The organism is Pseudomonas sp. G166 (genome assembly GCF_037027455.2).
Taxonomy (GTDB): domain Bacteria; phylum Pseudomonadota; class Gammaproteobacteria; order Pseudomonadales; family Pseudomonadaceae; genus Aquipseudomonas.
Genome location: NZ_CP146985.1, coordinates 564,046 through 581,252, shown reverse-complemented (window position 1 = coordinate 581,252; position 17,207 = coordinate 564,046). Strand labels below are relative to the sequence as shown.

The 17,207-nt window shown below is 60.1% G+C and carries 15 protein-coding genes; 1 reads left to right on the top strand and 14 read right to left on the bottom strand.

Features of this window, described 5'->3' with window-relative positions; all coding sequences use genetic code 11:
* From SGN16_RS02535 to SGN16_RS02500, 8 genes are all read right to left on the bottom strand, one after another.
* Positions 1-807 (bottom strand): hypothetical protein, encoded by an 807-nt coding sequence (locus SGN16_RS02535; protein ID WP_210642558.1) that lies wholly within the window; start codon positions 805-807, stop codon positions 1-3.
* A 73-nt stretch (positions 808-880) separates the two neighbouring features.
* Positions 881-1,582, bottom strand: a complete 702-nt coding sequence (locus SGN16_RS02530) for a hypothetical protein (RefSeq protein WP_210642557.1) — start codon at positions 1,580-1,582, stop codon at positions 881-883.
* A 5-nt stretch (positions 1,583-1,587) separates the two neighbouring features.
* A complete protein-coding gene (locus SGN16_RS02525; RefSeq protein ID WP_335943810.1) occupies positions 1,588-2,562 on the bottom strand; it encodes a glycosyltransferase in 975 nt (324 codons plus the stop codon).
* A gap of 109 nt (positions 2,563-2,671) precedes the next feature.
* Positions 2,672-4,093, bottom strand: coding sequence for a bifunctional D-glycero-beta-D-manno-heptose-7-phosphate kinase/D-glycero-beta-D-manno-heptose 1-phosphate adenylyltransferase HldE (gene hldE, locus SGN16_RS02520; RefSeq protein ID WP_335943809.1), 1,422 nt, complete (start codon positions 4,091-4,093; stop codon positions 2,672-2,674).
* A 100-nt stretch (positions 4,094-4,193) separates the two neighbouring features.
* On the bottom strand, positions 4,194-4,802 hold the full coding sequence (cysC, locus tag SGN16_RS02515; RefSeq protein ID WP_335943808.1) for an adenylyl-sulfate kinase: 609 nt from the start codon (positions 4,800-4,802) through the stop codon (positions 4,194-4,196).
* Complete coding sequence (locus SGN16_RS02510; protein WP_335943807.1) at positions 4,795-5,499, bottom strand: sulfotransferase family 2 domain-containing protein; 705 nt, start codon at positions 5,497-5,499, stop codon at positions 4,795-4,797. Before SGN16_RS02510 ends, cysC begins: the two co-directional genes overlap by 8 nt.
* A gap of 179 nt (positions 5,500-5,678) precedes the next feature.
* A complete protein-coding gene (msbA, locus tag SGN16_RS02505) occupies positions 5,679-7,484 on the bottom strand; it encodes a lipid A export permease/ATP-binding protein MsbA (protein WP_335943806.1) in 1,806 nt (601 codons plus the stop codon).
* A 15-nt stretch (positions 7,485-7,499) separates the two neighbouring features.
* Positions 7,500-8,672, bottom strand: a complete 1,173-nt coding sequence (locus SGN16_RS02500) for an O-antigen ligase family protein (protein ID WP_335943805.1) — start codon at positions 8,670-8,672, stop codon at positions 7,500-7,502.
* 107 nt (positions 8,673-8,779) lie between these two features.
* Here SGN16_RS02500 and SGN16_RS02495 point away from each other — a divergent pair, with 107 nt between their 5' ends.
* Positions 8,780-9,385: a toluene tolerance protein gene (locus tag SGN16_RS02495; RefSeq protein ID WP_210642550.1), complete on the top strand. Its 606-nt coding sequence runs from the start codon at positions 8,780-8,782 to the stop codon at positions 9,383-9,385.
* Here the strand turns inward: SGN16_RS02495 and SGN16_RS02490 are convergent.
* The 6 genes from SGN16_RS02490 to SGN16_RS02465 all read right to left on the bottom strand — a co-directional run bounded on the left by SGN16_RS02490 (position 9,371) and on the right by SGN16_RS02465 (position 17,068).
* Entirely contained in the window at positions 9,371-10,474 is a 1,104-nt protein-coding gene (locus SGN16_RS02490; protein ID WP_335943804.1) for a glycosyltransferase family 4 protein, read from the bottom strand. The genes SGN16_RS02495 and SGN16_RS02490 overlap by 15 nt on opposite strands.
* Before the next feature lie 373 nt (positions 10,475-10,847).
* Positions 10,848-11,804 carry a glycosyltransferase gene (locus tag SGN16_RS02485; RefSeq protein ID WP_210642548.1) on the bottom strand — a complete coding sequence of 319 codons (957 nt, stop codon included), beginning with the start codon at positions 11,802-11,804 and terminating at the stop codon, positions 10,848-10,850.
* A gap of 84 nt (positions 11,805-11,888) precedes the next feature.
* Entirely contained in the window at positions 11,889-13,292 is a 1,404-nt protein-coding gene (locus SGN16_RS02480) for a PIG-L family deacetylase (protein ID WP_335943931.1), read from the bottom strand.
* Between the two features lie 8 nt (positions 13,293-13,300).
* A complete protein-coding gene (locus SGN16_RS02475; protein WP_210642547.1) occupies positions 13,301-14,197 on the bottom strand; it encodes an antimicrobial resistance protein Mig-14 in 897 nt (298 codons plus the stop codon).
* Positions 14,197-15,327 carry a glycosyltransferase gene (locus SGN16_RS02470; protein ID WP_210642546.1) on the bottom strand — a complete coding sequence of 377 codons (1,131 nt, stop codon included), beginning with the start codon at positions 15,325-15,327 and terminating at the stop codon, positions 14,197-14,199. The genes SGN16_RS02475 and SGN16_RS02470 overlap by 1 nt, the downstream gene beginning before the upstream one ends.
* Positions 15,311-17,068, bottom strand: a complete 1,758-nt coding sequence (locus SGN16_RS02465) for a carbamoyltransferase (RefSeq protein WP_335943803.1) — start codon at positions 17,066-17,068, stop codon at positions 15,311-15,313. Before SGN16_RS02465 ends, SGN16_RS02470 begins: the two co-directional genes overlap by 17 nt.
* Between the last annotated feature and the right edge of the window lie 139 nt (positions 17,069-17,207).

Below are 17,207 nucleotides of genomic sequence, written 5' to 3'. Positions count from 1 at the left end.
TCAGGTGGAGCGCCGCTTATCCAGATAGGTGCGCCACTGCGCGAACAGATGGAAATAACGATTCTCGCGCTTACCCATGTTGCGTTTGGGCGAGAACGACTCTTCGGCGAGGGTGCCGTTGATCCTCACCCGTGATGCAGCAGTCGGCAGGGTGCAAACCCTGACCCGCGCCTGCTGCAATGCGTATTTGAGCAGACGTTCCGAATGCAGCTTTCTACCTGTCGCCGCGCAAAAATCGAAAATACGTTCGATACGCTTGCCATAGGCCTGGTAGGCGTCCCGCCCGCAAATCGCAAAACGATCGTTCAAGCCGCCCCACCATTGCCAATCCGGAACGTAGGCATTCAACCGGCGGGCGTCGGGGAGAGCAAATACATAGGCTGGAAGGGCTGAGTGGTAAAAAATGTCGGGACGCACGAACACGACGAAATCCGGATCAAAAGGCTCCATCATGGCCGTCACGGTGTGTAGGGAGTTGAGCTGATAGATCAGGTTTCTGAGGGAGATGTGCTCGTCCGCCCAAGCATCGCCGAAAGCCTTGACCCGCTCGAAATCCCAGCGCTCCAGAATCCCGGTGGTCGACTCGAGGCGGCCAGTCATGGTGCTGAACGGCGCATAGTTGTCCGCTTTCAGCTCGCCTTGCTCACCTGAGCGCGGATTGTGGATCTCGTCGATTTTGTACAGGTGGTAAAAACACTGCACTTCGCTGCCAGGCGGGATTTGCGCCAGGACGTTTTCCCGAATAGAAGGGAAGCAGATCGCCGAGTTTCTCGGGATACCAAAAAATGCCACCGCGACTTTCAACACACGTCCTGCCCCTGTCGTAAAAAACCTTGCCCCCGACGACATCTCATCGGGCTACCCACCTGGCCAATATTACTCAGCGACGAAACCATCCTTGCCACCAACGGCGACGCTGCAATGGCACGACGATCACATCGGCCTCGAGCAGCCACTGCCGCTCATAATCCCAGGCGTGTCCACCCCAGAATTTTCCCGCCTCGTTGGAAAAGCCCAGGGTCATTATCTGGTAGGTATAACCCACGTGAGCGCGCAGCCAATCGAACAGCACCAAGGCATTGAAACCCGTCGAAGGGCCGACATAGCGCTTGCCACCCGGCCTGTCGACCGGATAGTGCCACAAAGGAGGTAACGGCATGCGCTCCCAATACAGGGCCACACCCGGCAGCGGCGACATAGCCCCGGTGCACCCCACCAGCATGGTGAAACAGCGCGCACCGGGCTGGTCGATCAATCGCTGCACCTCGGGCTTATAAGGGAGGCCGAAGAAATAGGCGTCGGGTGCATTGAAACCATGCACGAACACATTGACGCTCTGCGGGTTGAGCAGCGCCGACTTCACGCAGGTGTTGAACGTCACGACCACGTCGTCGCTACCGATATCGAGCGCCTGGAAGTCGGCCGCAGTGATCGCCGGATTATTCGCCACCAGCACCACCCGCGCGGCCCCGGCCAAGCAATCCTTCAACGCCTGGGGCAGCGCAGCGAGTACCGATTGATGACCACCAGGCAGCTCGTCGAGCGCCATTTCGTCACTGGTTTGAGCCCCTCGATCATCCATGTCGTTTATTCCGGCACCTTCATGCCATAGCGCAGCTTGACCCACCAACGGGTGAACGCCGAAGGGGCTTGCCAGGGACGCATGTCACGTTGAATTTCATCGGCCAGGGCACGCCCGACGCGCGCAAAAGAATACCGGCTTTCGGCGAAGGCCTGGCCGTTATGAGCGATCCGCGCAGCCAGTTCCGGGTCTCGCTGCAGCAGCTCAAGCTTCTGTAGCGCCTCGTCCTCGGAGCGGTAGAAGACCACGTTAATCATGTCCTCAAAGCCTAGTAATCGATCTTCCTCGCCCTGACTCCAGGCCAATAGCACGCAGCCACAGGCCATGGCCTCGAAGTTCTTGATCATGAACTCCCCCATGCCCAGGTCGGCGCTGACAAAGATCTTGATGCGGTTGAGCGTTTCCAGATATTCATTACCAGACTGAGTTCGGGTCACGAGCATGCCGGTGCGCCGAACCAGGGATTCAAGCAATGCTTTGCGCTGGGCGTATTCGGTGCTCTTGAGGCTTCCGAGAAATCCCACGGGAATATCGCGGACGCTGCCGGTGTTGCGCAGCATCTGTTCGTCATAGCCCTTGGAAACGAACACCGCATCGATGTTCTCGGCTTGCATTCGCCGGGCCACCACCGCCCCCGACACCAAGACACGACAACTGGGCAGACGCCGATACAAGCGCGAGTAGACACCTTTGTATTTACTTTCGCGCATGTAGTTCTGATAAGCGTCGTGCTCAAGGAAGATCAGCCCCGGAATGCACTTCAATACGCTCAGTTGTGGGACGAGGCGTTTAACTCGCGAAAAAATCACCACCCGATCGAAATCCACCCACTTGATCGACGCCAGGAACCGACCGAGGTTCATCTGTTGTTGCTTACTCAAGCGATAGATCGTGCAATCGTCGCAGCTCTCTCGCACGACGTCGTACAGGCGATCAAGGATCACACGCTGCTCATCCATAACCAGGAGCATGACCTTCATAAGAAAATTAACCGTAACTCAAAGAAAGTAGCACCGATGCCCGGCCTCCATTATCCGGGGGACAGGCGCTTGCCACGCGAGGCCTCCCCCGGAGTGTAGGGTAAGTCCGTCAACGACTGCGGATCTTCTCGACAATCGCCGTCGTCGAGCTGTTTTCCACCAGTCCCAACACCTTCACCGTGCCGCCGTAGGCCGTGACGATGTCAGCTCCGACGACCTGATCGATCCCATAATCGCCACCCTTGACCAGCACATCCGGCTTGACCTGGCGCAGCAGGTTTTCCGGCGTGCCTTCACTGAAGCTTATCACCCAATCCACCGCACCAAGACCGGCCAGGACCGCCATACGCCGGTCGACGCTGTTGATCGGGCGGCCCGGCCCTTTGAGACGACTCACGGAGGCGTCGTCATTGACCGCGACGATCAGACGATCCCCCTGGGCCCTGGCCTGCTCGAGGTACGTCACGTGGCCGGCATGCAGAATGTCGAAGCAACCGTTGGTAAAAACGATTCTCTCGTTGTGGGCCCGAGCATCATCGACAGCCAGCAACAATTGCTCCAAGCCCAGGACGCCTCGCTCGGAACCCTCCTCGCGTTGGATGGCGCGCCGCAGTTCCGGGGCGCTGATCGCCGCCGTACCCAGCTTGCCGACGACGATGCCCGCCGCCAGGTTCGCCAGCGCCACCGCATGGGGCAGTTCCTCACCTGCGGCGAGCGCGGCGGCCAGGGTGGAGATCACGGTGTCACCGGCCCCCGTCACGTCGAACACCTCTCGGGCACGGGCCGGCAGGTGCAGCGCAGGGTGATCGGGACGCAGCAGGGTCATGCCATGCTCGCCGCGGGTCACCAGCAAGGCGCCAAGCTCCAGGTCCTGCATCAACTGCGCGCCTTTGCTCACCAAGTCGTGCTCATCGACGCAACCGCCGACGATGGCTTCGAACTCGCTGAGGTTCGGTGTGATCAGGCTCGCGCCACGGTAGATGGAAAAATCCTTGCCCTTGGGGTCGGCCACTACCGGAATGCCACGGGCACGGGCGGCCTGGATCAGCGCCTGATGGTTTTTCAACGCCCCTTTGCCGTAGTCCGACAACACCAGCACCTTGACGCCTTCGAGCAAGCGGTCGACCTCGGCTCCAAGGGCCAGGGGATCGGTGGCGAACGGTTCTTCGAAATCGATCCGCAGCAGTTGCTGGTGACGGCTCATGACCCGCAGCTTGACGATGGTCGGCTGGTGCGCAATGCGCTGGAATACGGCCCGCACCCCCGCGCCCTTGAGGCTGTTGGTCAGGCTTTCGGCCGCTTCATCGTCACCGGTCACACCCACCAAGGAGGCCGGCGCGCCGAGGGCCGCGATGTTCAGGGCAACGTTGGCGGCACCACCGGGGCGATCCTCGATGTGCTCGACCTTGACCACCGGTACCGGCGCCTCAGGGGAAATCCGTGAGGTACCGCCATGCCAATAGCGGTCGAGCATGACATCGCCGACCACCAATACAGGGGCTTGATCGAATCGCGGCATGGACAACTTCATGGAGCATCCCACATACAAAATGAACAGGGCGGGGATATTAGCACAGGGTTGGCGCAAGGCTCGCCCATGGCTACATCGGGATGCTGGAGGGCGTTTTCAATCAGTTCTTCAGGAGTACCGACAGTCGCTCACAGGCCAGGGCCAGCTCCACCTCGCAAGTATTGATCTCGCAGTCCGGCGCAAACGGCGCCTCGTAAGGGCTGTCGAGGCCAGTGAAATTCTTGATCCGCCCGGCGCGGGCCTCACGGTACAAGCCCTTGGGATCGCGCTGGGCACAGACGTCGAAAGGCGTGCTGACATAAACCTCGATAAAGGTGCCCTCGGGGAATAACTGTCGGGCCGCGTCCCGGTCGGCGCGAAACGGTGAGATAGCCGCAACGATGACGATCAGGCCAGCATCGACCATCAGACGCGCCACTTCGGCGATACGTCGGATATTTTCCTTGCGGGCTTCGGCATCCATTCCCAAGCCTCGGCACAACCCCTGGCGCAAGTTGTCGCCGTCGAGCAAGGCCGTATGCAAGCCTTGCTGGTTGAGCCGCACCTCCAAGGCATTGGCCAGCGTCGACTTGCCGGCCCCCGATAGCCCGGTCAGCCAGATGCAGCGTGGTCGCTGGGCTTTGATGGCGGCCCGATCCTGCGGCGTGAGCGCCGGCGCATAAGGGCGAATCCGCGCCTGTTGCATCGATACCTTTGACGTCTCATTCATAACCGAGCATCTCGTAGTCACGTTGGTACACCCGGCGCACCAGCCGACGGGTGCGCACCGAACAGATTTCCCGCACCGGCACCGAAGCACGCTGCCGGGAGAAATTCACATGGGGCAACGTCGCGCTCAGCCCCAGATGTTCACACACCCGCTGATAATCGCGCTCCAGATACTCCTGATAACCGATGAAGTCCATTGCCAGATGGCCAAGGGAGTCAGTAAGGAAGTCCGTCTGGGCGGCGAAGTGCATTTGCCGTGCAATGTTCTCTGGGTGCAGCCACCGGAGGACGAAATCATCGAAGTCGCGGTATTGGCTCACCAGTTTCTGCGCCGCATGGTCGCGCGCGCCCAATTTATTGCCCCGCAGAAAAGCATAGGCCGAATACGCACGTTCCAGCGGATCGCGAACAAAAGCAAACTTGAAACTGGCCGCATACTGCACTGGAAATTGCTGTTCATACCAATACAGCGGCAGGTGCCCGGGGCTGTAGCCATCGAACATGCCTACGCAAACGCTGCTGCCGGCGCATTTGGGCACATGGATGAACAAACAGGCGCGTTGGGCGAAGGCTTCGGGGAAACGGCAGTTGGCCGACATCGACTTGTTGACCACCTGTCGATCGACAACCGACAGGCGTCCCAATAAAAAGGAGCGCTGCGACTTGGGCAGCAGCTTCCAGAGATAACGTTGCAGCATTGCAGTACCCGCGCGAAGGGATGGCTCCCTCGATCACTAAAGTTCGTTCAGGAAAGTCCTGTGGCCAGAACCTTACCAAGCGCGAGTCGCAGATTTATTGTGGATTGGTCAATGCGGGTATCTGTATCGATACAAATGCCTGTGGGCGCTTATCTTGCCCCCACAGGCATCAGCCGCGTTCAGGCGATGTCCTGGGCAGGAGCATCCAACCCCATGGCGTGAAGGCGCGCGTAGTAGCCGTTTTGCGCCAGGAGTTCGCTGTGAGAACCACGCTCGACGATACGACCTTGATCCATCACCAGAATCATATCGGCCTTTTCGATGGTCGACAGGCGGTGGGCAATGACCAACGTCGTTCGGCCTTTCATCACCTGGTCCAGCGCAGCCTGGATATGCCTTTCGGACTCGGTGTCCAGCGCCGAGGTGGCCTCGTCGAGAATCAGCAGCGGTGCGTTCTTCAGCAGTGCCCGGGCGATCGCCAGGCGCTGGCGCTGGCCACCGGACAGCAGGACTCCGTTTTCGCCCACCTCGGTGTCCAGCCCCTTGGGTAACTGTTCGATAAAGTCCATGGCGTAGGCGTCTCGAGCGGCCTTTTCAATGTCGGCTCGTGGCGCTCCGGCCAAGTCCCCATAGGCGATATTGTTGGCGACCGTATCGTTGAACAGCGTGACGTGCTGGGTCACCTGGGCAACGTGACGACGCAAGTTGCGCAAGCGGTAGTCCTCGATTTCCACGTCGTCGAGCAATATCTGGCCGACATCATGGTGATAGAAGCGCGGGATGAGGCTCGCCAGGGTCGACTTGCCGCTGCCCGAGCGCCCTACCAGCGCAATCATCTGCCCGGGGGCCGCGGTGAAATTGATGTCCTTGAGCACCTCACGGTCAGCACCAGGATAGGTGAAGCTCAGGTTGCGCACCTCGAGACGGCCGCTCACGCGCGGCAACTCGACAGTGCCCCTGTCGACTTCCGGCTCGACGTCCAGTTGCTCGAAGATGCTCTCGGCACCGGCCACGCCCTTCTGGATGGTCGAGCTGACTTCCGAGAGTTGGCGAATGGGCTTGGGCAACAGGCCGGCCGCGGTGATGTAGGCCACCAGGTCACCAGCCGTCGCATCACCGCGCAGGAAGAGCACGAGGAACATCAGGGCCGCCATGGCGGTGTAGATCACCAATTGCAACATCGGCGTATAGACAGCGCCAGTGCGAGTCATACGCAGCTGTTTATCGGTATTGCCCTGGCTCGCGCGGTTGAAACGCTGCTGCTCGTAAGCCTCGCCGCCGAAGCTGCGCACAACGCGGTAACCCTGGATGGTCTCGGACGCCACATGAGTGACATCGCCCATGGCCACTTGGATCTTTTTGCTCTGCTTGCGAAATTTCTTGCTGGCATTGCCGACCATCATCGCGATCAGCGGGAGGATCGCCAGCATCACCAACGTCAGTTTCCAGTTCATCCATATCAGGTAAGCGAAGAGAAACACCACGGAGAGCCCTTCGCGGATCACCACTTTGATGGCATCGGTGGCGGCGCCGGTGACCATCGTCACGTTAAACGTAATACGGGAAATCAGGTGCCCGGAGTTGTGAGTGTCGAAATAGCGGTTGGGCAGCACGAGCAACTTGTTGAATAACTCGACCCGCAGGTCATGCACCAACCCCAGGGAAACCCTGGCCAGGTAATAATTGCCCAGGAACGACCCAATGCCCTGCCAAGCAGCGATCAGAACGATCAGCAACGGCACGGCCATCAGCAGCTTCACGTCCTTGAGGTACGGTACGTTGGGAAAGAGCACCGCATCGGGGTTGCTCAAGCCGTCGACAAAGTACTTGAGGATCCCGGCCAGCATGGGCTGGGTGGAAGCAAATATTATGAAACCTACGATACTCAGCAGGAAAATGCCCGCGTAGGGTTTGACGTATCCCAGCAACCGAAAATAGATCTTCAGGCTGGAATCCTGTTCCGCTTTGGGCGGTGCGTCACTCATCGTCGGGCTCACTGGTTAGGAAGAACGCGGAATTTTATCACAGCCATTGGACTTGGCCTGCGCCCAGGTCAAAACGCTAGCCAGGCCTATCGGCAACCAACTGATGAACCATTCGGCACGCGGGGTTCCGGTCAGGCTCGCGGCGTCGAACTGCATCGCCAGGAAGGAAAACACCCACATACCGAGTACGCCGCGGCCCAGCAGGGTATCCCGGGCCCGCCAAGCTTCACGCAGCACGGCGAACCAGACGATGCACCAGAGCAACAGGCCCGGCAACCCGAGCAGAATGGCGACGTGATTGAACAAATTGTGGGCATGATCGAAAGAGTGACCGACCGTGGCAACCCTGTAGTCGCTCGCCAGCCCCAGACCTCCCCATGGGTGCTCGGCAATCATGCGCAGGCTCGACATGAAAATTTCGGGGCGATAGGACGCACCACGTGCCATGACCAGCGGTTCGAGCAGCCAGAAGGTCAGCATGGCCAGTACCAGGGCTGCGGCGGCGATCACTCGGGTGCGCTGGTCCCGGCAGTAAAGTGGCATAACCAGCACACTGAGCAACAAGGCCAGCGCCGCACCACGACTCTGGCACAGCACCACAAATACCCCCAGCAGGGCCAAGGCAATCGCCCAAACTGCTTGCAGCCCAATACGCCGCGGCACCCAGTGCAGCATCCAAATCGCCGCCAACCCAATCACATAACCGCCAAGAATAGGATGGGACAGCTCACCCAAGCCCTCCAGACGTGCCATCCAGGGATGGTTTGCAATACCGTAGAAGTGGACGATGGCTATCAAAGCGGTCAGTGCAAGACCCACCCCGCCCCATTGCATGAGACGAATCACGCGCTCAGGCTGGCCGTCGGCAAAGATAGGGAAAAACAACAGGAACACCAGGATATAGAGCAACCGCTTGGCCTCTCGGGCGGGCTCCGGCGCCTCGGCCCAGAACAAGGTAATCAAGGCCCAGACCGCCAGCGCCAGCAATGCCGTGTAGATCAAGCGTTGTGCACGCCACAGCTCCAGCAGTCGATGACGCGCCGGCCAGGCGAATAGAATCGCCGGTAACCAGACAAATGCAACCAACCCCTGTTGATAAACTTTATTGGTCGGTGCCAAGGCTATCGCCAGCAAAAACCATAAAAAGCCAAAAGCCATCCATACCTGCGCCCAACGTGTTGCTTGCATCTATCGCTCCTAAACGGTCTACCAGCCGAACCGGCATGGTTAAAACAAAAACTTTTGGGCATCATGGCCCGCCACGGCACCGGTTCTTTCAACAAGGTTTCCCTACGATGCAATCCTCACGGCTTCCCCAAGCCGCTTTGAATCAATTGATTGAAGGCGCCAGCATTCTGGAGGCCGACAGCTACGGCCCAAAAGTCTATCTGTTGCAGGATGGGAACATCCTCAAATTGTTTCGCCGCAAGCGGCTTTTTTCTTCGGCTCTTTTACGGCCTTACTCAACGCGATTCATCAATAATGCGGCCCGCTTGCAAACGCTCGGCGTACCGACGCTCGACGTCCTGGCCTCCTACAAATTGCAAAAGTCCGGCATGACCGCCGTACTGTATCGGCCGCTTCCAGGAAAAACCCTGCGTCAATTATCGAATCAGGAAAACTTCAACTGGCAGCAGACCCTTCCGGCACTCGTCGAGCTGATCCGCAACCTGCACGCCAGCGGTATCTATTTCCGCTCGCTGCACTTGGGCAATATCGTCGTTACGCCTGAGAACAAACTGGGCTTGATCGATGTGGCCGACATGCGCTTCCTGCGCGCGCCATTGCCACGTTACCTGGCTCACCGCAACTTGCAGCACTTTGCTCGTTATATTGCCCGGGAGAACCTGAACGAGAGCTTTCCGATGCAGGCGCTGGAAAACGCTCTATTGGCTGCCTGAGATCAATTGCCTGGAGGTCTGGCTGAAATTCAGCCAGGCCTCGTCAGGCGCCAGCGCCTGGTACTGGAGCGCTGCGACCGCGTCGGCTGAGGCCAGTGAAGCCCGTACGATTGCCTCGCTCCAGGCTGCTTCGTCATTTACCGGTGCATACCAGCCAGCATCGCCCAACTGTTCACGGAATACGGCAAGCTCGCTGGCCAACACCGGGATACCAGCCAGGACCGCCTCCTGGAGGATCAGGCCAAGCCCCTCGTCGAGGGACGGAATCAACACCCAGTCGAATGCCCTGTAAAGCTTCGCGACATCCTCCAGATGCCCTGTCAGCACCACCTTGTCGATCAGATCCGGCTGGGCAATTCGCGCCTGCAAGGCCTCACGCGCAGGCCCTTCGCCGACGATCACCAAGCGCCAGTCGGGCTGGCTGGCTGCCGCTCGCGCAAACGCTTCCAACAGGCAGGCGAACCCCTTGTTGTCCACCAATCGTCCTACGGCGCCAAATATCCGCGTGCCCGTCGGAGGCAAACCCAGTCGGGTGCGCGCTTCTTCGCGAGACATGAGTAAAGACTGAAAAACACCTGGATCGAATGCGCTGCGCAGGACAGTGACCTGAAGGTCCAGTTTGTCCTGGAGCGACTTTGCCAGGGTCTCGGAGACCGCCACTATTCTCAGACGCGAGGCTGGGAACCCACGCAGCAGTTCACGGCCTGCGGCATTGAGCCGCGTCACGCCATGGAAAATCACGACCACGCGTATCTGCGGCATGCCCTCGAGAACCGGCAACAGGAGGCGAGCGACACCAAGGCCATCGAGCAGCACCACACGGGCATCGCTATCGAGCAAAGCCTGACGGAAACGGCTACGCATCCAGGGTTTGAACAGGCGCCAGAGATGTCGGCCCTTGAGCCGTGCGGAGGTTAGATTCCATTCCAGCACTGACCCCACATCGACCTGGCAGACGGACTTGGAGCCCTGCAAGAGCCATGTCTTGACGGGCGTTGCAGGCTCGGCCTGCGAAAGTATCTGATGATGGACCTTGTGTACCGAAGCGAACGGTAAACCGCCCGCCCACATGACATTAATAATGCTCATCGAGCAGCAAACCTTTTATCGCGAAACAAGACTCGTGCGTCGAAGCATTGAGCAGTTGATAAGCCAGCCAACGCAGGCGCCGAACAGAGAACCAGGGACAATTTGATTTGCTCGCAGCGCCTGCCGCCCGCCAAGTGCTGACACTCAACGGGCACGTTCTCACATCGAAGCAGCATCCCTTCCAATATCACCACCGTCAAGTCAGATGCACATAACAAAAAGCGTCAAGGCTTCTTCACAAGCGAAGCCGGCGTGGGTATGAGCCGATCGCAATTGACTATTAACGGGGTAATGCTCCTGTTACCAAAAGGCTGATCAGAAATACCATTGAGCCAAACGTTGCCTGAACATCAATTGACCAAACGGCTCCTGATCAAACACCCAGCTTCTGGCGCAACTTTTCCAGCAGACTCAACGGCGCACGCGGACGCAGAGGTGCTCCCAACGCCTCAACGATTTTCTGCCCGATGCGCGCGAAAGTGAACTGCTCCAGCGCCAGCTCCTGACCGTTGCGCGCCACATTGCGCGCCAGCTCGGGGTCAGCACGCAGGCGGGAAAGCTTTTCCTGCAGCTGCGGGATGTCGCGGTACAACACCACGTTATGCATGTCCTGCAGACCCAGGGCACGAGCCTCCTCGGCCCCTTGATCGAACGCCAGCAATACGCAGCCGCAGGCCATGGCTTCGAAATTCTTGATCATGAATTCGCCCATGCCTACGTCGGCGCTGACGAAAAACCGAATACGGTTGAGGGTTTCGCAATATTCCTCACCGGACTTGGTTCGGGTCACTACCAGCGGTTCAACACGACCCAGTTCATCCAGCAGCGCCTTGCGGCCGCTGTAAGCGACGCTGTTGGTGCTGCCGACGAAGGCCAACTCGATATCCCGTTCACGACCCCGATCCTGCAATAGCGACTGGTCGTAGCCCTTGGGTACGAAAACCGCATCGAAACCTTCACTGCGCAGACGCTCGGTCACCATGAAGCCGGAACTGATCACCCGTACCCACGGCAGACGACGATAATGCGCACTGAACTTGCCGGTGTATTTGCAGGGGATGTAATTCTGGTAGGCGTCGTGCTCGAGGATCACCAGGTTGGGGATCGTGCGGATGAAGCCGACCTGACGGATCTCCTGCTTGAAGCGCAGGAAAAACACGATCCGGTCATAACGCGATACGTCCACATGGCGGCGGAAATATCCCCGCAGGTTGCGTTGCTCCTGGCTGTCGAGCCAACGCAGGTCGCACTCGCAATGAGCGGCCACACCTTCGTAGAGCCGATCCAGGATGGCCCGCTGTTCTTTCTGCACCAGAAATAGAACTTTCATCGTCTTCCTTGCAGCACCGAACCACTTGATAAATAACCGGAGGCCTTTTTGTGCTGCAGCGCAAAAAGGCCCCGCCTTGGGCCCTTACAGCCACCAGAACAGTTCATGGCGCCGCACAGCCTTACGAAAAAACTCGTTCTCGCCATACGCGGAACCGGTGCGCCCGGCCAGCAGGCGCTGGATCTTGCGGCGAAGGCGCCGCTTGAACGGCGCTTGCGGCTGCAGATCGTGCATCATGCCCAACGCCATGGCCTTGTCGCGCTGGGCTGCCAATGTCAGTGGCAGGCTGACGGGATGCATCGGCCGGGCCGGGTCGAAGAACGGCGGCAACGCAATGCCCGTGCCCGCATCGCCCATGGGCCAGCGGTCATTGTCGTGCAGGTGATTGGCGTAACCGAGCAGTATGCCGGGCTGCCATTCCAGGCCTTCGAGGGCTTGCATGACAGCGTGATGCGCGCAGAGGTGATCGGGGTGCGGGTCGAGCGTCGGGTGCGGCAGCACTAGCACCTCGGGACGCGCCTTGAGCAACAGTTCGCGCAGGTCTGCCAGCAGGTTGTTCCAGGTCGGTGCGCCGTCGGCATCGCCTGGCAGCACAAACGGGTTCAACTGGCGAAACAGCCGGGTATCGCTCAGGTCCGCCTCGCGAGAGCCTTGGGGCAGGCTTGGTGCCGCTTGCATGGCCGCCAGTTGCAGGCAGAAGTATCCCAGCTGCACACAACGGGATTCGGGCACCCCGGCCCAACGGGGCACGGCAATGCTGTCCCAGGCGCGCAAACGGCCCTTGAGCCGCGCGGCTTCGACGCGGTCCAGGCCCATCTGCTGATAATGTTCGGCTTCGATTTCACCCGCGGTCAGGGTCACGATCCAGGCTTCATCAGCCTGGCTGTACAACCCATAGGCGGCCAGCTCCGCATCGTCGGCGTGGGGGGCGATGACCATCGTCCGCTGACGCTGCACATCCGCAGGGGCGAAAGACCAGAGCTTCGGCTCGCCCAGCAAGCGACAGAAGCGCCCGCGCAGACGCAGATCGCCTCGGGACAGCACGTCTCCCTGCTCGCTGAGGTTGAGATAACGCAGGCCGTTGACCCCACGTTCGAAGGTTTGTCGATCCGGATGTTCGCCGCCCGACAACTCGACGACCGGGTCGAGGAAGCGCCCCAGCCAGGTACTCTTGACCCGCAGCGCGAGGACCAGCGTCGCGCCATCGTCCAGGATCACACCCTCGTCCAACCGTAGCCGCCCAGCATTCAAATGCACCTTGGGTTGCTGGGTGAAGGGCGGGAAGCTGTACTGGTAATCGTCCTTGGGCGAATAGAACAGATGATCGGCGAACCACGCCTCGTGGGCGATCCAGCCGAGCACCGCGAGCACCAGCGGCAGCCACCAGGCCAGCGCGACACCCAGCAAGACCAGCACGATGAGGGCGAGCAACAACCCCACGCGCTTATTGCGACGATGGCGCTTGAGTAACTGTTGCTTGCGGCTCAGGGGGGCGGTCATACGGTAAACACCGGCACGGGGTTGCACCAACGGTCCTTGTACTCCCGGTCCGCCCGGCCGAATGAAAAGCGCAACGGCTTGCCGGCGGCACGGGCGTGTTCCCACGCGCTTTGGGTGTTGAGGAAGCTCAACACGCTGCCAGGGCTGAATTCGCGGGTCTGCGGGTCGACGCCACCGTTGATGTACTCGACACTGATCCACTGCGGTGCTTCGACGCGATACACCAGTTGAATGGCAATCGGCGCATCGTTGAGAAAGATCACCGAGCCGATCAGCCATTCGCGCAGCAGCTCGATCACCTCGCCCATGCGTTCGGCACCGGTGGCCGCAAAGCCCCAGCGACGCAGGAACAGGTCGCAGTAGATCGACGCCAGTTCTGCGCTGGAAAACTCGCTGACCGGCCTCACCACCCCGCCCGCTTCTTCCAGCAAGCGCAGCTCACGGCGCTGGTTGTAGCGAAACTTCTTGGACAGCTCCTCCGGCGTGCGGGCCATGGCCAACTGTTCCTGCTGCAGCTTCAAGCCACTGAAGCGCCCCTCGTTGAGGGCCGACAGGTAACGGCCTCGATGGCGCAACGGCGCCAGTGCATCGGGTGCCGCCGGCAGAATCAGTTCGGCATTGCCCAGGTCGAACAAGCCTTTTTTACCGCTGCGTTTGAGCACATCCTTGGACAGCGCCAGGTCGCGCCCCCAGGTTGGAATCGCCGCCTTGAGTTCGCCGCCCTGCTCGAATGCCAGATAACGCACGGGAATCCCGGCCAGGGCCGCCAGACGCTCGACCACCAGGGGGTGGGTGGCCACGCTGCCGCCAAAACGCTGCCAGGCCTGGGCATAAATCGATGCGTCTACGGCTGTCCAGCCGCGCTCGCGCCAGCCTTGGAATCGGTTGAGCATCAGCCCCTCGGCGCCAGTTCGGTAACTTGAGGCAAACGCCAGAATGCCTCGCGCACGGCGCGATCCGAGAAGCGCTCGCGCAAGCGATCGAGCATCAGCTCGGCGCATTGGCGACGCTGCAAATCATCCATCACCGCCAGGTGTTGCAGTGCCTGGGCCATGTGGTCGGCGTCGCCCATTGGAAACAGGATGCCCACGCCTTCGACCACTTCCTTCGCCCCGCCACAGGCCGTCGCCAACAGGGGCACGCCAGCGGCCATGGCTTCGAGCAGCACCATGCCGAACGGTTCATGATCGGAACTCAAGGCAAATACATCAAAGGCACGGAAATAGCGGCGCGCCTCGGGTACTTGGCCAAGGAGCAGCACGCGGTCGGCAATGCCCAACTCCAGCGCCAACTCCCTGAGATCCTGCTCCAGACGGCCCTTGCCGAGAATCGCCAGCTGGCTGTTCGCCGGCAGGTACGCCAGCGCCGCAGCAAAGGCGCGCAACAGCGTGGCCTGGTCCTTGTCAGGATGCAGGCGGCCGACGTTGCCGACGATCCATGCGTCCATGTCCAGCCCCAAGGTCTGCCGTGCCTCCTCGCGGGAGACCTGGCTGGCCTGCACGGCATCGAGGTCGATGCGGTTGTAGAGGGTCTGGATCCGGGTGGCCGGCCATTTCGGCAGGCAGCGGCGCATATCGTCACGCACCGCATCGGAAACCCCGAGCAAGCTCAGGCGCTTGTGAAAGAACTGGGCGAACATCCGACGAGGGCGCCGTTGGTAGTCACCAAAGGCATGATGCACACCAATCACCGGCAAACCCGTGCCGAGCAGAGCGATGTAGATCGGCTTGAAGCGATGGGCAATGCAAAAACTGAAATTGCGCGAAGCAGCGATCTTGCGCAGATCGCTGATGGCGCCCAGCTTCAGGCCGCGAATGGCGCTGGAGCTGTATTCCATGAACAGCACCTCGTCCGAGGCACAACCAGCGGCGACTTGCGCATCCGCCACCCCGGTCAGAAACACTGTGGTGACACGATAGCCAGTGCCAGCGAACAGGCTGGCGTACTGACGGGCGCAGTCCAGGAACGGCCCGTCATAACCGTGACAGAACTGCAGCACATGTCGCTCAGCCGAACGTGTCATAAGCATCCACGCCGTCTTTGACCACCAGGATATCTTCCATGATCAAGTACTGCAGGTCGGAGCCAAAAAACATGTTCAACGCGTCGGTCGGCGAGCAGATCATCGGTTCGCCACGACGATTGAGCGAGGTGTTCAGGGATACGCCGTTGCCGGTCAGGACTTCCAGCGCCTTCATCATGTCGTAGTAGCGCGGGTTGTATTCGCGCTTGAGCACCTGGGCCCGGGACGTACCGTCCTCATGGACGACTTCCGGCACACGGGTCTTCCACTCTTCAGCCACTTCAAAGGTGAAGGTCATGAACGGCGCCGGGTGATCGACCTTGATCATCTGAGGTGCGACGGTGTCCAGCATCGACGGGCAGAAAGGCCTCCAGCGCTCGCGGAACTTGATCTGTTCGTTGATGCGATCGGCTACACCGCTGGCGCTCGGGCAACCAATGATCGAGCGACCGCCCAAGGCACGCGGGCCAAACTCCATGCGCCCCTGGAACCAGGCCACCGGGTTGCCATCGACCATGATCTTGGCGATGCGCTCAGGGGGGTTGTCGATCTTGCGCCATGCAGGCTTGCTCGGATGACGAGCGCAGGCGGCGATCACGTCTTCGTTGCTGTAGGCCGGGCCGAGATAGACGTGCTCCATCTTCTCCACCGGCACGCCACGGGCGTGGGACACATAAGCTGCCGCACCCACTGCGGTACCGGCGTCACCGGAAGCCGGTTGCACGAACAGTTCCTTGACGTCGTCGCGGGCGATGATTTTCTGGTTAAGCTTGACGTTCAACGCGCAGCCGCCAGCGAAAGCCAGCTTGCCGGTTTCCTTGAGTACGTCGCCCAGATAATGGTCGATCATTTGCAGCGCGAGCTTCTCGAACAGCGCCTGCATGCTGGCCGCGTAGTGAATGTACGGCTCGTCGGCGATGTCGCCTTCACGTTTCGGGCCGAGCCATTCGATCAGCTTCGGCGAGAAGTAGAAACCCTTGCCCTTCTCTTTATAGCGACGCAGGCCGATCACGTTGGCGTAGTCGGTGTTGATCACCAGCTCGCCGTTTTCGAACGAAGCCAGGCGCGAGAAGTCGTACTTGCTGGCATCGCCGTAGGGGGCCATGCCCATGACCTTGAACTCACCGTCGAGCATTTCAAAGCCCAGGAACTCGGTGATCGCGCCGTACAGGCCGCCAAGGGAGTCTGGATCGAAGAATTCCTTGATCTTGTGGATCTTGCCGTTTTCACCGTAGCCAAAGAAGGTCGTGGCGTATTCGCCTTTGCCGTCGATGCCCAGGATCGCGGTTTTCTCCTGGAAGCCCGAGCAGTGATAGGCACTGGAAGCGTGGGCCAAGTGGTGCTCGACCGGCTCGATCTTGATCTTTTTCGGATCGAAGCCCAGTTGCTCCAGGCACCAGACGATCTTGCGGCGATAGCGCTTGTAGCGACGGTTACCCATCAGGATCGCATCGAGGGCGCGGTCCGGGGCGTACCAGTAACGCTTGGCGTAGTGCCAACGGGCTTCGCCGAACAGGCTGATCGGGGCGAACGGGATCGCTACCACGTCAACATCGGAAGGCTTGATGCCGGCCTGCTCCAGGCAGAACTTCGCCGACTCGTAGGGCATGCGGTTCTTTGCATGTTTATCGCGTACGAAGCGCTCTTCCTCAGCCGCCGCGATCAGCTTGCCGTCAATGTACAGCGCTGCGGAAGGATCATGGCTAAGGGCGCCGGACAGGCCAAGAATCGTCAATGCCACAGGGGTCTAGCCTCTTATGTCTGCAAACGGGCGACAAGCGCCGCGAAAAATTGATGTGCCGCTCGCCAGGGCGCGGGGCAGAAAGGGCGGGATTATAGCTTAAAAGCGGCCTTAAGCCTCTAGGGACACGCGGCAAGCT

Coding starts and splice junctions, on each gene's coding strand:
- SGN16_RS02485 (WP_210642548.1), bottom strand. CDS start 11,804: ATGAAAGTTCTATTTCTGGTGCAGAAAGAACAGCGGGCCATCCTGGAT.
- SGN16_RS02530 (WP_210642557.1), bottom strand. CDS start 1,582: ATGGATGATCGAGGGGCTCAAACCAGTGACGAAATGGCGCTCGACGAG.
- SGN16_RS02525 (WP_335943810.1), bottom strand. CDS start 2,562: ATGAAGGTCATGCTCCTGGTTATGGATGAGCAGCGTGTGATCCTTGAT.
- SGN16_RS02510 (WP_335943807.1), bottom strand. CDS start 5,499: ATGCTGCAACGTTATCTCTGGAAGCTGCTGCCCAAGTCGCAGCGCTCC.
- hldE (WP_335943809.1), bottom strand. CDS start 4,093: ATGAAGTTGTCCATGCCGCGATTCGATCAAGCCCCTGTATTGGTGGTC.
- SGN16_RS02470 (WP_210642546.1), bottom strand. CDS start 15,327: ATGACACGTTCGGCTGAGCGACATGTGCTGCAGTTCTGTCACGGTTAT.
- SGN16_RS02495 (WP_210642550.1), top strand. CDS start 8,780: ATGCAATCCTCACGGCTTCCCCAAGCCGCTTTGAATCAATTGATTGAA.
- SGN16_RS02475 (WP_210642547.1), bottom strand. CDS start 14,197: ATGCTCAACCGATTCCAAGGCTGGCGCGAGCGCGGCTGGACAGCCGTA.
- msbA (WP_335943806.1), bottom strand. CDS start 7,484: ATGAGTGACGCACCGCCCAAAGCGGAACAGGATTCCAGCCTGAAGATC.
- SGN16_RS02490 (WP_335943804.1), bottom strand. CDS start 10,474: ATGAGCATTATTAATGTCATGTGGGCGGGCGGTTTACCGTTCGCTTCG.
- cysC (WP_335943808.1), bottom strand. CDS start 4,802: ATGAATGAGACGTCAAAGGTATCGATGCAACAGGCGCGGATTCGCCCT.
- SGN16_RS02500 (WP_335943805.1), bottom strand. CDS start 8,672: ATGCAAGCAACACGTTGGGCGCAGGTATGGATGGCTTTTGGCTTTTTA.